Source organism: Pseudomonas caricapapayae, assembly GCF_001400735.1.
Taxonomy (GTDB): domain Bacteria; phylum Pseudomonadota; class Gammaproteobacteria; order Pseudomonadales; family Pseudomonadaceae; genus Aquipseudomonas; species Aquipseudomonas caricapapayae.
This window is the reverse complement of record NZ_LJPW01000150.1, coordinates 66,819-82,361: the sequence shown is the minus strand read 5'-3', so window position 1 is coordinate 82,361 and position 15,543 is coordinate 66,819. Positions and strand designations below refer to the sequence as shown.

Annotated in this window: 10 protein-coding genes; 3 read left to right on the top strand and 7 right to left on the bottom strand. The window is 57.6% G+C overall.

What is annotated here, in order from left to right:
• Positions 1-5: 5 nt before the first annotated feature.
• From ALO80_RS22535 to bglX, 5 genes are all read right to left on the bottom strand, one after another.
• Positions 6-1,700, bottom strand: a complete 1,695-nt coding sequence (locus ALO80_RS22535; protein ID WP_055010605.1) for a molecular chaperone HscC — start codon at positions 1,698-1,700, stop codon at positions 6-8.
• Between the two features lie 173 nt (positions 1,701-1,873).
• Positions 1,874-4,246 carry a PAS domain-containing protein gene (locus ALO80_RS22530; protein WP_055010604.1) on the bottom strand — a complete coding sequence of 791 codons (2,373 nt, stop codon included), beginning with the start codon at positions 4,244-4,246 and terminating at the stop codon, positions 1,874-1,876.
• A 224-nt stretch (positions 4,247-4,470) separates the two neighbouring features.
• Complete coding sequence (locus ALO80_RS22525; protein WP_055010603.1) at positions 4,471-5,805, bottom strand: sigma-54-dependent transcriptional regulator; 1,335 nt, start codon at positions 5,803-5,805, stop codon at positions 4,471-4,473.
• Between the two features lie 6 nt (positions 5,806-5,811).
• On the bottom strand, positions 5,812-7,569 hold the full coding sequence (locus ALO80_RS22520) for an ATP-binding protein (RefSeq protein WP_055010616.1): 1,758 nt from the start codon (positions 7,567-7,569) through the stop codon (positions 5,812-5,814).
• A gap of 68 nt (positions 7,570-7,637) precedes the next feature.
• Entirely contained in the window at positions 7,638-9,935 is a 2,298-nt protein-coding gene (bglX, locus tag ALO80_RS22515; protein WP_055010602.1) for a beta-glucosidase BglX, read from the bottom strand.
• A gap of 335 nt (positions 9,936-10,270) precedes the next feature.
• Between bglX and ALO80_RS22510 the strand changes: the two genes are divergently transcribed.
• Together ALO80_RS22510 and ALO80_RS22505 are read left to right on the top strand one after the other, a co-directional pair.
• Positions 10,271-10,945, top strand: coding sequence for a TPM domain-containing protein (locus ALO80_RS22510; RefSeq protein ID WP_055010615.1), 675 nt, complete (start codon positions 10,271-10,273; stop codon positions 10,943-10,945).
• Positions 10,946-10,970: 25 nt separating this feature from the next.
• Positions 10,971-11,588: a TPM domain-containing protein gene (locus ALO80_RS22505; protein WP_055010601.1), complete on the top strand. Its 618-nt coding sequence runs from the start codon at positions 10,971-10,973 to the stop codon at positions 11,586-11,588.
• 57 nt (positions 11,589-11,645) lie between these two features.
• Here ALO80_RS22505 and ALO80_RS22500 read toward each other — a convergent pair whose 3' ends face one another.
• Positions 11,646-12,662 (bottom strand): alpha-xenorhabdolysin family binary toxin subunit B, encoded by a 1,017-nt coding sequence (locus ALO80_RS22500; protein WP_055010600.1) that lies wholly within the window; start codon positions 12,660-12,662, stop codon positions 11,646-11,648.
• A complete protein-coding gene (locus tag ALO80_RS22495; RefSeq protein WP_055010599.1) occupies positions 12,659-13,879 on the bottom strand; it encodes an alpha-xenorhabdolysin family binary toxin subunit A in 1,221 nt (406 codons plus the stop codon). The genes ALO80_RS22500 and ALO80_RS22495 overlap by 4 nt, the downstream gene beginning before the upstream one ends.
• 297 nt (positions 13,880-14,176) lie before the next feature.
• Between ALO80_RS22495 and ALO80_RS22490 the strand changes: the two genes are divergently transcribed.
• On the top strand, positions 14,177-15,397 hold the full coding sequence (locus ALO80_RS22490; protein WP_055010598.1) for a class I SAM-dependent methyltransferase: 1,221 nt from the start codon (positions 14,177-14,179) through the stop codon (positions 15,395-15,397).
• Positions 15,398-15,543 lie beyond the last annotated feature (146 nt).

Below are 15,543 nucleotides of genomic sequence, written 5' to 3'. Positions count from 1 at the left end.
TGCCGTCACCATTCACCTTGTTCGAAACGGTCTGCTTCCTGCTCGAGCTGTTTGCGCAATTCATTGATCTGCCGGTCGTCCTGGGTTTCCAGCACGCGCTGAAATTGTGCGGCCCAGACACCGATGGTTTCGCGCGCCTCGCCCAGATACTCCTGATAGAGCCTTTCCAGACGTGCCGTCAGGTGAGTGTTGACCTGTTGCTCACGCGGGTGAACCTTGAGCGCTTCCAGCACCTTGAGTCGCTCACGGATCTCGGCGGGTGTCATGACGCCAGGGTTGTTCTCGATGACCAGCTTATGACTTTCGCCGGTCATCTGGATTCGCACATCGGCCTCCAGCAGGCCGTTGTTGTCATACGTGAAGCGCACGTCCAGTTCGACCTCGCCAGCCTTGGCCTTCGGCACAGGAATATTCAGTTCGCCCAGTGCAATGTTGTCTTTGACCAGGCGGCTCTCCCCCTGGAAGATTCTCAACAGAACGTGTTCCTGATTATCGGCAACCGTGTTGACGGTACGCACCCGACTGACAGGCACCACACTGTTGCGCTCGATGATCGGGAGGTAATGACCCGACTGGTAGCCATTGAATACGTATTGTGTGGTTTCGATACCCAGCGTGTAGGGGCACACGTCGGTCAGCACGACTTCTTCCAGCGCCGCATCGCGCTGCTTGAGTGCAGCCTGAATCGCGGCACCCTGTGCAACGACTTCATCCGGGTTGAGCGTGATGGCCGGAAAGCGCCCGAACATCCCGGCGGCCAGTTTCCGGATCAGCGGCATGCGCGTGGTTCCGCCCACCAGCAGGATTTCGTCCAGATCCGCCACGCGGATCTTTGCATCGCGCAGGGCGCGCTCGATGGGCGCGCGCAGGCGGGCCAGCAGAGGCGCAAACAGATCGTTCATCTGCTCTTGAGAGAGTGTCTTGCGCCACTCGCGGTCGGCATGGCGGAGCACGAAGTCGGCACTGTTTTCCTGACCCAGCGCCTTGCGCACCCGCTCGGCCTCACGCCGCAGGCTGGGCGTCACCAGCTCTTTGCCAGGAAAGTCTCGCTCATCGCGGTGCAGGTCGAGAAAGTGCTCGACCAGCAGACGATCGAAGTCTTCGCCACCCAGAAAGTTGTCGCCCGCACTGGCTCGCACTTCCATTACGCCGTCGAAGAGTTCGAGGATCGAGATGTCGAACGTGCCGCCGCCCAGGTCGAAGACCAGAAACGAGGTTTCGCCTTCCTTTTGGTGAAGTCCGTACGCCAGGGCCGCCGCTGTCGGCTCGTTGATGAGCTTTTCGACCCTCAGCCCCGCCAGTTCGCCGGCGATACGCGTCGCTTTACGCTGAGCGTCGCTGAAATAGGCCGGGACGCTGATGACCGCTTCGGTCACCGGTTCGCCAAACGCCCGTTCGACGTCGGCTTTCAGGCTTTTGAGGACCAGCGACGACAACTCTTCAGGACGATAGGTGGCAGATCCCAGGCGAATCTCCTGAGCGCTGCCCATGTAACGTTTGAACAGCGCCGTGGTTTTGTCCGGGTGAGTCTGCAGACGTTCGCGCGCCGCTTTACCGACCAGAATCTGCCCGTCGTCGTCCAGTCCGACCACACTGGGGGTCAGTGTTTCGCCCAATGCATTGGTAACCAGCTCGCTGCTGCCGTCGCGCCAGACAGCCACCAGGCTGTTGGTGGTGCCCAGATCAATACCGACGATCATTCAAAATGCTCCCTGCTCGAGGATTGTTGCAATGTTTTGCGTGATTCTGAATCAAGGCAACCGGTGTTGTCTTCGTTTTATGCATTCGCGAATTCAGGAGGCAGGTACGAAAAAGTGTGATCGCCTGGCATCTGCGCACCTGAGTGCGCAATGCGTTCAGGTGCCGCGCAAAACTATCGATCCCCGGTGCGACTCACGGCCCTGTGCAGAATTGCCGCCAGATCTTCTCTGGAGTAGGGCTTCTGCAACAGGTCGAAGCGGTGTGTTTCATCCTGAGCGATCGTCGCAAACTCAGTGCTGTAGCCAGTAGTGAGGACAACCGGCATCCACGGATAACGTGCTTCGATTTCAGCGTAGAGTTCCAGCCCGCTCATGCCCGGCATTGCGATATCCGAGAACACCACATGAAAGTTTTCCGGGTTGCCGGAAAGCTCGTGCAATGCTTCGGCACCACTCGTTACCCAGAGCACCTGAAAGCCCAGTTGCTCAAGCATAGGGCGTGTATAAGTGCCGATGTCCTGATTGTCCTCGACCATCAGGACGCACAGACCGGGCATTGCAGCGAGGGTACAGTGTGTGTCCTCCGATACGACTTCATGATTTTTTGCGCTGGGCAGGCACAGCGTAAAGCAGCTGCCTCTGCCCAGTTCGCTTTCAACCAGCACCTCACCGCCCGATTGTTTGGCAAAACCGAATACCTGCGACAGACCCAGCCCGGTGCCCCGGCCCACGCTCTTGGTGGTGTAGAAGGGTTCAAAGATCAGGCCCAGTTTTTCTCTGGCGATCCCCGCGCCGGTGTCGGTCAGCGACACCGTCACATAGTCACCATGACTGAGTGAGGGGCGGTCCGCAGTGGGGCAGGCTGCGCATTCAACCTTTATGCTGAGCCGGCCAGCGCCGGACATCGCATCGCGGGCGTTGACCACCATGTTGACCAGCGCAGTGTCGAACTGGCTGCCATCGGCAAAGATAAAGCAAGGTTCGTCAGGCAGGTCGATGCTGACCTGAATACGTGCGCCGGTAAGCGTATCCATCATCTCGCCAATGCGCGCCACGCTCTTGCAGACATCGAATACCTCCGGTTGCAAGGCCTGACGGCGGGCAAAGGCCAGCAACTGACCGGTGAGGCGCGCCGCCCGGTCGACAGTGCTGGAAATGGCCTCGACGTACTTCACTCGGCGATGCTCTTCAAGGTTCGGCGATTTCAACAGGTCACTGCATGAGCGGATCACTGTCAGCAGATTATTGAAATCGTGCGCCACACCGCCCGTGAGTTGGCCGATGGCTTCCAGTTTCTGCGCCTGATGCAGGGCATCCTGGGACAGCCGCAATGCTGCATTGGCCTCTTCTTCGGCCTGAATGTCACGGCCGACGGCGTGGATGAATTGATTGTCCGGCACTGCGGTCCACGAGATGGTGCGGTACGAACCGTCCAGATGACGATAGCGGTTCTTGAAGTGAGGAATGGTCTGGCCGTTTTCAAGTCCGCTCATGGCAGCCAGTGTGCTATCCACGTCTTCGGGGTGCACAAGCGCCAGAAACTGGCTGTCGAGCAGTTGTTCCTCCGACCAGCCAAGGGCTCGGGTCCAGGCCGGATTGACCGCCGAGATAATGCCGTCGAACTGCGCCACCAGCATCAGGTCAGTCGATAGCCGCCAGATACGATCACGGTCCTGGGTGCGCTCGACCACACGCTGCTCCAGCGTCTCGTTGAGCGACATCAGCGCTTGTTCAGCGTCTCTTAGCTGGGTCATGTCCCTGGAAACGCAAAGGATTTTCTCCGGTTTGCCGTCCTTGCCGAAAATCGGGCTGACTTGCACATGCCACCACTTGACGGTGCCCGCCAGGGTTTGCGCCGAGCCCATGAAATTGGCGTTCTGACCCGAACGGGCCGCTTCAATCGCAGCGATGGCGTCCAGATTGCCCTGGTCCTGCCAGAAGTCGGGCCAAGGGCAGCCGCGAATCGAATTGAAATCGCTGACTTCCATTATTCGCTGACCGCCTTCGCTCATGAAGGTCAGGCGCGAATCAAGGTCCAGCACCTTGATGCAGTCATTGATGCTCGACAGAACACGGTCGGTAAACGCCTCGTTTTCATTTTGTCGGGCTTCGGCGACCACCTGTGAGGTGGTTTCGTTGACCCGACAGAACACGCCGTCGATCAGGCCGCTGTCGCCGTAGAGGGGCGAGTAGGACAGCGACCACCAGGTCTGCTCGGACCTGCCGTTGCGGACAATGGTGCGCTGGATATTGTCGGACCGGCAGCTGTGCCCGAGCAGCGCCTGCTCGGCCAGCGGGCGCACGGCCTCCCAGGCATCGCCCCAGACCGAGGCGATGGGTTGCCCTTGGGCCTGCCCGGCTGCGATGGGCAGCACCTGGGAATAGGCATCATTGAAAAACACGATATAGTCCGGCCCCCAAAGCAGGTACATGCTGTCGGGGCAACTGAGCATCAGGTTCATTGATGACAGCAGTGCAGCGGGCCACGCTTGCTTCGGTCCCAGCGCAGACGTCGACCAGTCTGTCTCTCGGATAAATCGGCCCATTTCGCCTCCTCCCAGTGGGAGGTCGAGGGGAGTATTCACGGTAGAAAATTCCCCATCTTTCGGACTGTCAAAGTGAGCGGAATAGCCAGGCGGGCATGATGTCATTATGCCTGTAAACTATCCAGCCATCACGACCCTATATGGCCGTGAACAGTATGCAGACCCGGTGCTGCGAGAAATGTTCGGTTGTCGCCAGAAGAAGCCCCACCGAATGTCAGCAGCCGTCAGCCGAGGAACATTTCGCGTGCCAGGGCATGGCGCTGCATTTTCTCGTTGAGTGTCCTTCGGGGTAGCTGCAGCTCGTTGAGAACAGCCTTGATATCGCCTTTGTGACGGCTCAGTGAAGCGCGCAGGCATTGAGCTTCGAAAGCTTCCTGACGCGCCGCCAGGGATTGCCCCTGCCATTGTGTGGCGGCTTCCAGAGGCGCTGGTTCCAGGCCCAGCGCTTGCCGCTCGGCCGCATTGGCCAGTTCGCGCACGTTGCCAGGCCAGTCATGGCTGAGCAACTGGCTCAGGCGCGCGGCACTCAGGGCAGGCGCTTCGCGCCCCATGCGCGCGGCAGCAGCCCGGGCGAAATGGCTGAACAGTTGCGCGATGTCTTCAAGGCGTTCGCGCAGCGGCGGCAGGCGCAGCTCGGCAACATTCAGCCGATAGGCCAGATCCTCGCGGAAGCGTCCGGCGCGGGCCTCTTCGAGCAAATCCGGCTTGGTTGCCGCGATGATCCGCAAGTTGACGTCGATGCTCTGATTCGAACCCAGTCGCTCAAGGCGCTTGTCCTGCAAGACGCGCAGCAGCTTGACTTGTTGCGCCATGGGCATGCTCTCGATTTCGTCAAGAAACACCGTGCCGCCGTCGGCATACTCCAGTCGGCCGATGCGCTTGCCCTGTGCGCCGGTAAAGGCGCCGCTTTCGTGGCCGAACAACTCGGCTTCGAACAAGTGCTCCGGAATGGCCGCACAGTTCAGCGCAACGAAAGGCTTTCCGGCGCGCGGCCCAAAGTCATGGAGACAGCGAGCGACCAGCTCCTTGCCGCTGCCGGTTTCTCCTCGAATGATCACGTTCACCGGCAATTGTGCCAGTTCCAGCACCTGGCGGCGCAGAGCCTGCAGGCTGGGTGAAACGCCGAGCAGCGTAGCGTCCAGCCGGGTCCTTGCATCGGCCTGTTCATGCAAACGGCGATTTTCCAGCACCAGCTGACGTTTCTCCAATGCGCGCCGCAGGTTGCTGATAAGGGTCTGCGGACTGAAAGGCTTCTCGAGAAAGTCATAGGCACCTTCGCGCATCGCCTCCACAGCCATTGGCACATCGCCATGGCCGGTCAGGAGGATGACCGGCAGGTCCCGATCCTTGTCTTGCAACCGGCTCAACAGTTCCAGACCGCTCATGCCCGGCATACGCACGTCGGTCAGGACGACTCCGGGAAAATGCTCCGGCAGTCGCGTCAGGCACTCCTCGGCGCGGGTGAAGACTTGCACCTCGAACCCCGACAGCGTCAACCACTGTTCGACGGCTTGCCGAATGGGTGCCTCGTCGTCTACTACGATGACCGAATTCAACATGCCGGGTCAGGTCTCCAGAAAATCGTTGGGCAGGCTGAACGAGAACACAGCGCCGTCCTCGTGGTTTTGCGCCGTCAGCTGTCCGCCCAGTTCATGAATGATGGCGTACGATACTGCCAGGCCAAGGCCCAGACCATCGCCTACCGGTTTGGTGGTGAAGAACGGATCGAAAATACTGGCTAGATTCTCCGCAGCGATGCCCGTTCCGCTGTCCCTGACGCTGAGACGCCAGTGGCCGTCGATGGCGTCGATACGCACCTCGAGGCGTCTGGACGGGCGCTCGCGCATGGCATCCAGTGCGTTGCGCAGCAGGTTTATCAGCACCTGCTCCAGGCGTATGGCATCGCCGCGTACCCACGCAGGGCGGGAAAGATGCAGTACGCAGTCGATGTGCTCCTCGCGCAGGCGCGGGTCGAGCAGCAGCAAGGCCTGATCGACTACCATCGCGAGGTCCAGCCTCTCGCGCAAACCGCTGGGGCTTTTGCGGGCAAAGGTCTTCAGGTGGCTGGTCAAGGCGGCCATACGAGTCAATTGTTGATCGACCGGAACCAGCGCCTTGCAGGCTTCATCTATTCGGCCTTGATCCAGCAGCAACCGCAGGGTTGCCAGTTGCATGCGCTGGGCAGTCAGCGGCTGATTGATTTCGTGGGCCAGTGCTGCCGACATCTGCCCCAGCGCTGCCAGTTTGGCCGATTGCACCAGACCGTCCTGCGCGGTTTGCAGATCTCGGGTTCGCTCCTGCACCAGGCGCTCCAGTTCGTCCCGGTTGCGTTCCCTTAATCGCGCCAGTCGCCAGCGCTGATAAAGAAACAGGCCCAGAAATACCAGAGCCAGCCAGATACCCGCCGCAGCTAGCCCTGCATTGCGAATATCCTCACTGGACGCGGGTGGCTTGCGCAACAGGTGCAAGGTCCAGTTTTCATCGGGCAACGGCAGCGACTGCCAGAGATAATCCGTGGTGCCCTCAGGCCCTTCGACGCGGCTCAAGTGACTGTTTTCGCCAAAGCTGTCGATAACCCGGCTGCGCAATGGCGTCAGTACTTTCTTGTCGTATTGGCGGGTGCGCAACAGGTCGGCACGGTCTTCCACGGAAATGGGCAGCAACTCGCGATAGCGCCAGCCTGACTGATTGGCAATAAACACGATGCCCTTTTCATCGCTGACCAGCAGTAGATCATCACCCTGACCCCACTCCTGCTCAAGGTCCGGAAACTCCAGCTTCACGACCATCGCGCCCATGAAGGCACCTGTATCGTTCACCACCGCGCTGGACAGAAAGTACCCCGGAATCCCGGTTGTCACACCCACCGCGTAGAAGCGCCCGGTGCCCTGAGCGCGGGTTTGCAGGAAGTAGGGGCGAAAGCCGTAGTTGTGACCGACATAGCTGTTGGGCGTGCGCCAGTTGCTCGCGCCGATTGCCAATCCGTGCAGGTCGAGCAACTCGAGCGTCGATGAATGGGCCGTGCTGTTGATTTTTTCCAGCTTGAGATTGAGCGCGTTCTGCATCTCGCCGGTGACCGGACCATTCAATGCGGCACGAATCTCCGGGTCCAGAGCCAGAACTGAGGGTAGAGCGCGGTAACGCTCAATCAGGGTGTGCAGGGTATTGGCGTAGAGTGCCAGCTGGCCTTCAGCACGCACGGCATCTTCCGACAGCGTATGGCGCTGGGCCTGAAGCATCGCGAGCCCGGCGGACAGCGCTGCACCGGCCAGAATCAATAGCACGTACAGGGTGATGCGCCAGTAACGATGCTTTAGCGTCATGTTGCGGCCTGATCGGACTTCACGGCGCGTTTGCAGGCGAGTGCCTGCGAACGCGCCATGGACGGGCATTACAACAGATTGAAGGTCGCTTCTTTCACGGTCTGTGAGTCCAGGCCGATCATGACCTTGAATTCTCCAGGTTCCGCAGCGTACTTGAGCTCGCTGTTGTAGAACTTCAGGTCGCTTTCACTGAGGGTGAAAGTCACGACTTTTTCTTCTCCAGGCTCAAGCATCACTTTTTCGAAGTTCTTCAGTTCTTTCACCGGACGACTGATCGAAGCCGCCACATCATGCAGGTATAACTGCACAACGGTGGCACCCGCAACCTTGCCGGTATTTTTCACGGTCACGCTGGCAGTGAGCTTGCCTTTGCGCGCCATGCTGGAGTCCGACAGCTTGACGTCCGATACGTCGAACTGCGTGTAGCTCAGACCAAAACCAAACGGGAACAGCGGCCCATTGGGCTCCTCGAAGTAATGCGAGGTGTAGTTGCCAGGCTTGCCTTCGTGATAAGGGCGGCCGGTGTTGAGGTGCGCATAGTAGACCGGCAGTTGACCGATCGAGCGCGGGAATGACATGGCCAGCTTACCCGACGGGTTGTAGTCGCCGAACAGCACATCAGCCACTGCGTTGCCGCCTTCGGTACCCGGGAACCACGTTTCGAGCATGGCGTCGGCCTGCTCCTGTTCGTCGACCAGCACCAGCGGACGACCATTCATCAGCACCAGTACCAGAGGTTTGCCCGTGGCCTTGAGTGCCTTGATCAGATCCTGCTGCCTGCCCGGAATGTTCAGGCTGCTGCGGCTGGCCGATTCATGGGACATGCCGCGCGACTCGCCGACCACGGCAACGATCACGTCGGCCTGCTCGGCGACCTTGACCGCTTCGTCGATCATTTCCTGCGCCGGACGCGGGTCGACCTCCACTTCCTTCTCGATAAAGTTCAGGTAATTGAGGATGTGTTCGTTGTCACTGACATTGGCGCCACGCGCGTAAACCAGTCTGGCCTTGTCGCCGACTGCATTGGCCAGCCCTTCATATACGGTCACTGACTGGTTGGCACGGCCGGCAGCCGACCAGCTGCCGAGCATGTCGAGGTGACTTTGGGCCAGCCCGCCAATCACCGCGATGGTGCCTTGTTTCTTCAGCGGCAGCGTGTCGTTCTGGTTTTTCAGCAGTACAAGGGTCTTGCGCGCGACATCGCGGGCCTCTGCACGGTGCAGGCGGTCATCGGAATAGGTGTCGGCAGGGTCATCGGCGGCAACGCCGATGCGACCGTAAGGCGAGGCGAACAGGCCCATGTCGTATTTGGCACCCAGCACTTCACGCACGGCGTTGTCGATTTCCTTCATGGAAACCTCGCCGTCTTTTACCAGCCCGGGCAACTGCTCACCATAGGCCGCATCGTTCATGCTCAGGTCGACGCCCGCCTTGATCGCCAGCTTGGCGGCTTCGCGGAAGTCCTTGGCCACGCCGTGGTCGATCAGCTCCTTTAGTGCGCCGTGGTCACTGATGGTCACGCCCTTGAAACCCCAGTCCTTGCGCAGCAGATCCTGCATCAGCCACTTGTTGGAGGTCGACGGAACGCCATTGATCGAATTGAGCGCGACCATCACACCGCCAGCACCCGCATCGATGCCAGCCTTGTAGGGCGGCAGGTAGTCCTGGTACATGCGCGTCATGCTCATGTCCACGGTGTTGTAGTCGCGTCCGCCTTCGACTGCGCCATACAGGGCGAAATGCTTGACTGCCGCCATGATGCTGTCATTGGCTGCAACGTTCTTGCCCTGAAAAGACCTGACCATCACGTCGGAGATGCGTGACACCAGATAGGTGTCCTCGCCGAAACCTTCAGAACTGCGGCCCCAGCGTGGATCGCGGGAAATATCGACCATGGGTGCGAATGTCATGTCGATACTGTCGGCACTCGCTTCCTGCGCCGAAACCCGGCCCATCAGTGCGACGGCGTCCATGTCCCAGCTGGCAGCCATGCCCAGGCTGATCGGAAAAATCGTGCGATGACCGTGAACAACGTCATAGGCAAAAAACATCGGAATTTTCAGACGGCTTTTAGCGACAGCTGCTTCCTGCAGCGGGCGATTTTCCGAGCGCGTAATGGAGTTGAACGTGCCGCCGATTCTTCCTGCAGCAATTTCCTTGAGAATTTGCGGCTGTGGCATTTCAGCGCTGATACTGATCAAACGCAACTGGCCGATCTTTTCGTCCAGAGTCATTTGTTTCATGAGTTTGCCGATGAAGGCATTCTTGGCTTGAAGCGTTGTATTGTCCGTGGCGGCAGCGGTTTGAGCCATCACCGACTGGCTGGCCATACCGACCAGCAAACCTAATAAACACAGCTTATTCATGAATGATTTCTCAAGGCTTTTGTCAGTAACTCGCGTTTAATGTCCGACAGCCAGTTTTTGGGTTATGGACCTTTGGCGTTATGGTTCGTACAGAGCGCAAGGATAGTTGCTATGCGCTTGACTGTATGAAGTCTCCCCAAGGTGTGTACGAAAATGGTGGTTTGATTGATTTTTGTACAAACCCTGTTCGATCAATTATTGACCGTACCAGGCGTTGGCGGTGGATTATGCCGGGGAACTTGTGTTTTGGCTAAGGCGTGTCGTTTCAATAGATTCAAAAAAGCACCGGAGGTCTGATTTTGAAGTCTGTTTCACAGTGGGTGTTGTACGTGGTGATGCTGTTGGGAGGGGGGTTGCGTGCCGAAGCGGAGCCGCCCGCACTGGTTTTTCCGCCGATGACCGGCAGTGTTGTCGATGCAGCACAGATGCTTGATAGCCAGACCACGGTTCGTCTGGCCAGACTTCTGCGTGCCCACGAGCAGGCAACCGGCGAGCGCGTGGTGGTGGTGACCCTGGCCGATCTGCAGGGCACGAGTCTTGAGGAATTCGGCTCTCGGTTGGGCGATGCCTGGGGGCTGGGGCTTCATGGTGAGGACAACAGTGTTCTGCTGATGGTTTACCGCGACAAGCGCAAGGTGTTCATGGAGGTTGGCGCTGCCCTGAAGGATCGTCTCAATGATGCTCAGGCTTCCTTGATCATCGATATGCTGATGACGCCCGAGTTTGACGACAATCGCTTTACGATCGGCGTCGAGCGTGGCACACGAGCGGTCATCGCGGCATTGGGTGGTCAGATACCGGATTATCCCGAGCCGACCCGACAGATGTCCGATTATGACGAGCAGACCAGTGAAGATCAGGTCTGGCTGATCGCTATTGTGCTGACTCTTGTCGTGCTGGGCATTGTGATCATCAGCATCAGACGTGGTGCTGCCCGGCCTGCTCGCGACAAAGCCGCTGACCGGAGTGGCGGTCGCTTCGGCGGTGGTGGGGCTTCGGGCAACTGGTAGTTGAACGATTCGGAATGAGGGAACCATGGCGTTATTGAACACAGAAGAGCAACGGCAGGTGGCCGAGGCAATTGATCGCGTCGAGCAGCGCACCGATGCCGAACTGGTCACGGTACTGGCTGCCCGCGCCGACGACTATGCGTATATGCCGCTGATCTGGGCCGGGCTGCTCGGCCTGCTGCTGCCGGGTACGATCAATTACTGGGTCCAGTGGCTGAGCGCGGACGAATTGATGCTGGCGCAGATGAGTACGTTCATCGTCGTGGCGCTGGTCTGCCGGTTATCGAAAGTATCCGCCTTGCTGGTGCCGCTTTCGGTACGGCGCTGGCGGGCCGGGAATCTGGCGCGTCGACAGTTTCTTGAACAAAACCTGCACAAGACTCATGACGGAACAGGCATTCTGGTGTTTGTCAGCGAAGCCGAGCGTTACGTCGAAATTCTGGTCGATCATGGCATCGCCAGCCGTCTGCACGACGATACCTGGAAGGCAATGGTCGATGTATTCACCCAGCAGGTCAGGGACGGACAGACCTTGCAGGGGTTTCTGGGCTGTATTCATGCGTGTGGCGAGTTGCTTGCCGATCATGTTCCGGTGACCCACGGCAGGAATGAGTTGCCGAATCGGCTGGTGGTGCTGGGGTAATGACAAAAGGCAGGGGCCGACGAAATCGGCACCTGCCTTTCCTGAAACACGTGTGCCTCAGAGTGCGCGCGTTACATCGTAAAACGATTTTATGTAGGCCTTCAGGTGTTCGACATGCTGGCTGATCAACGCCGAAGAGTCAGGTTGCGACGCGATCTGATCCAGAAAATTATAGAGCGATTGATAAACCTTCCTGGCCTCTTTGACCCACAGCGCCTTGCTCTCATCGATCTGCGCGAGCCCTGTCAGCTCATCGAGCTTCGCTTTGGTCTCCCTGGCTTCCCGAGTGATCGTCCGGGTCTGGTCGAGCAGGGCGTTATAGCGCGACCTCAGTCTGTCGCGTTCTTCAGTCAGATCCAGATAAGTCAGGGCACTGCTGATCTTGCCGAGCAGATTTCCGAGCCTGGCAATCCCGGCAGTAACCAGCGCAAGTTCCGGTGACGGCAGGGTGACCAGTCTGAGCTCCTCCGGAGTAGGCAGCATTTCCTTGAATTGATCGGCAAGGCGGTACTTTTCAAATGCCTTGATGGTTGCATCGAGCAGGCGTCGGTCTTCCGCGATGGCACTCATTGCGCTCTCCAGCCCGGCCGAACGTTCGGTCATGCTGTCGATTTGTTGCTGGAGTGTTTCCTGCAGACGATTGCCTTCCAGCGTCAGATGTATCTGTGTCATATCATCGCTGCGCTCGACAAGGGTGCGAGCGCTTTTGCGCACACTCTCCGTGAGATTCGACACCTGACGAATGCGCTGTCCGTTCAGCAGGCTGATCGCTTGCTGTCTTTGTTTATCGCTGAGTCTTTTGTCTGCCTCGATCTGCTGTTGCTTCAGATCAATCACCTGCAGATTCACGTTATTCAATTGCGCGGTGAGAGTGGCTAGTTCATGGTGATAGGCCTTGTCTGCGCTCGTCAATGCGGCTTGAAGCGGTCGCATCTTTTCTTTCATGACCGGCAGAAAGTCCAGTTTTAAAGCGCTCACCTGCGAAAGAATATTCTGGTGAGCGGCTCTCATGACTTTATGGCAAGGCGGAGTGAGGACCAACGCTTTTTCAGGAGCTTCAATAGTCATGATCATTGTCCTGGGGTGCTGGAGATTTTTTCGCGTTGAAACTGATCAAGCGCACTTTCAAATAGCTTCAGCAACTGAGTGGTGATGCCTTTTATTTCCAGCCACGGTGTTACAACGCCCTGAAATTGCAGCGCGAAAATCAGCAGCGCCTGATCGTTGCTGATGTCCGCCAGTTCATCGGCTGAGCTATCGATGTACGCCGCCAGCAGGGCCCACAGGTCTTTCAGGTCGGTCGCGCTCTGATGAGCATCGTTTAAGCGAATGTCCATGTCTTCAAACATTGATTGCAGGCTGCGGACGGCGGCGGCCAAGGGGATTTTTTCCTTGAGTGCCTGAACTTTCTGGTTCTTGGAGGCGACCATTCGATTTTTTTCTTTTCGAATTTTTTCTGCCTTTGCGCCAAAAATGCCTCCCGTGATAGCGATCCCGACAGGCCCGCCAAAAATACCCCAGGCAATACTGTTTTTGGTCGCTTTATATTCTTTGTTTTTGTGATCTATATCGATCGTCAACTCTTCGATGTCTTTTTCCAGGTCTTTGATCTGCTGATCCACGTCGGAGCGCTTCGCCAGTCCCGCCTTGTGATCGATATCAGGAAGGAGCTTATTGCTCAGGACAGTGCTGAACGTGTCGATGTGCTGCATCAGCTTTCCTGCCGCGTCCTGATGATCCTTTATCTTTGAGGCGGTTGTTTTCAGGAACTGGGAAAGCGTGATACAGCCTTTCCGGTCGGTTTCACCCAGTGGCATCGGCGGTATATCGCTTACTTCTTCGATGGTCAAATCGTTAACGGTCAGGTCCAGTTGCCTGGCAAAATCCATCTTTTCGATGTGACCGATAATCTGCCGACCCTGATCCGAGAACTGCGCGGCAAACAGATCAAGGGTGAACCCGCTGCGCTTGATGCCATTCTCGATAACCAGCCAGCTTTTGCCGTGGTTATTGATGGCCGTATAAAGCGACAGCATGTCTGTGGGCTCAAGCCCGAGAATGCCACTTTTTTTAAAACCCAGCTGTTGTTCGACACGTGCAAGTGAAGTCGGGGTATTAAGTGCGTACCGTTCGTAACGTTTCAGGCTGAGGATGTCTTCCTTGCTCAGAATAAAGGCGGCGCTTCGGCCACCCTTTTTTTCATCATCAAGAAGAACGTTTACGTATTCCAGGGGTTTTAAAGTAACCCGTGCAATGTCTTCGTTTTCCAGGAGTGCTGCTTGGCTCAACATAATGCACGTTCCTTGTGCGAGTTATTCTGTCGGAGCAAAAAGCTCCAAAAGGCGAGGCCGATTGTCTGCAATCAGCCAGAGCAACTATAAAGCTGTTTGTGCCGGGCACAAGTAATGGCCTTGAGTTTTCGGTAGAGATTGTTTTACGGGTTATGTATGTTTCGAATTGTCAGGCGTGCGTGTGCGAACCGTCTGTGTACTCAGGGAAAAATAGGGGTGCCCTTGGTACGCCGACCCGCCTAAAATGCACGTCTGATTTTTCAAGTTCCCGTTGGGGACAGTTGAGGCACATCTTCAATGTCAGTCATTACTCCTGCGTCATCCAGCACTGCGAGCGATCACCGCACGCAGTTCCTCGGCCTGCTGGACACCCGCCTGTCGCAGAACTCGTTGATCAAGCTGGTCCTGGCCAAACACGTGGGCAGCGAGGTCGATTTGCAGCGGATTATCATCAAACCGCTGACTGTCAAGGAGCAGCTTTGCCTGACATTTGTGTACCGCTACAAGACCCGCGACATCACCAAGAATTTTCCGCTTGCCGAAGCCGTGGACGTTATTGCCAGCCTGATCCCCGAATCGTTCAAGAACGCACACTTGCTGTCGCTGACCGACGAGGTGCAGCTGGAGTTCAGCAAGAAGGGTAAGACGACGCTGTTCAAAAGCAAGGCTCAGCAAGAGCGCCAGGCCCCCGCGGCAGGGCATGATCGCGAGAAAAAGCGCTATCTGGAGCTTACCCGGCCCTTCCTGACCGACCTTGGTGTGACCAATCGGCAGCATGAACTGATTCCGGCGATGTCGCGCAAATGGAAGCAGATCAACAAGTTCATCGAAGTGTTCTCCCATGCCTTGAGTGCGTCGCCGCTCAAGCTCGATCAACCCATCAAGGTCGCGGACTTCGGCTCAGGCAAGGGTTATCTGACCTTCGCTATCCACGATTACCTGTGCAATACCTTGCAGGCGCAAGGGCAGGTGACCGGTGTCGAACTGCGCGAAGACATGGTGACGCTGTGCAACGAGGCTGCGGTGAAGCTCGATCATCCCGGTCTGACCTTTGCGCACGGTGACGTACGCACTGTGGCACCCCGTGCACTGGATGTGATGATCGCGCTGCACGCCTGTGATATCGCGACCGACTACGCCATTCATATGGGCATTCGCTCCGGCGCCTCGATCATCATGTGCTCGCCGTGCTGCCACAAACAGATCCGTCTGCAGATCCAGAGCCCGGCTTTGTTGAAACCGATGCTGCAATACGGCCTGCACATGGGGCAGCAGGCAGAAATGGTCACTGACAGCCTGCGTGCCTTGTTGCTGGAAGCGTGCGGTTATGAAACCAAGGTGTTCGAGTTCATCTCTCTGGAGCACACCAACAAAAACAAGATGATCCTCGCCGTCAAGCGTGCCGAACCGGTCGACCCAGCCCTGTTGCTGTCGCGTATTCAGGAGCTCAAGACGTTCTACGGCATCAGCGAGCATTGCCTGGAAACACTTCTGCAAGCGGACGGTTTCATCGGCTGATAGAGGGGCTGCTACCCGGTAGCGTGCGACCTTCGACCAGCGGTATGACGTATGACGGTTTTTCTTGCGCTGGGTCAACTTTCGTACCTCGCGCAAGGCGGATGCTTGAGCTATTACCCAAGCATCCGCGCTACCCACGAGGGTCC

Excerpts from the sequence above, each read along its gene's own strand:
- ALO80_RS22535 (WP_055010605.1), bottom strand. The coding sequence starts at position 1,700 with ATGATCGTCGGTATTGATCTGGGCACCACCAACAGCCTGGTGGCTGTC.
- ALO80_RS22530 (WP_055010604.1), bottom strand. The coding sequence starts at position 4,246 with ATGGGCCGATTTATCCGAGAGACAGACTGGTCGACGTCTGCGCTGGGA.
- ALO80_RS22525 (WP_055010603.1), bottom strand. The coding sequence starts at position 5,805 with ATGTTGAATTCGGTCATCGTAGTAGACGACGAGGCACCCATTCGGCAA.
- ALO80_RS22520 (WP_055010616.1), bottom strand. The coding sequence starts at position 7,569 with ATGACGCTAAAGCATCGTTACTGGCGCATCACCCTGTACGTGCTATTG.
- bglX (WP_055010602.1), bottom strand. The coding sequence starts at position 9,935 with ATGAATAAGCTGTGTTTATTAGGTTTGCTGGTCGGTATGGCCAGCCAG.
- ALO80_RS22510 (WP_055010615.1), top strand. The coding sequence starts at position 10,271 with ATGCTGTTGGGAGGGGGGTTGCGTGCCGAAGCGGAGCCGCCCGCACTG.
- ALO80_RS22505 (WP_055010601.1), top strand. The coding sequence starts at position 10,971 with ATGGCGTTATTGAACACAGAAGAGCAACGGCAGGTGGCCGAGGCAATT.
- ALO80_RS22500 (WP_055010600.1), bottom strand. The coding sequence starts at position 12,662 with ATGATCATGACTATTGAAGCTCCTGAAAAAGCGTTGGTCCTCACTCCG.
- ALO80_RS22495 (WP_055010599.1), bottom strand. The coding sequence starts at position 13,879 with ATGTTGAGCCAAGCAGCACTCCTGGAAAACGAAGACATTGCACGGGTT.
- ALO80_RS22490 (WP_055010598.1), top strand. The coding sequence starts at position 14,177 with ATGTCAGTCATTACTCCTGCGTCATCCAGCACTGCGAGCGATCACCGC.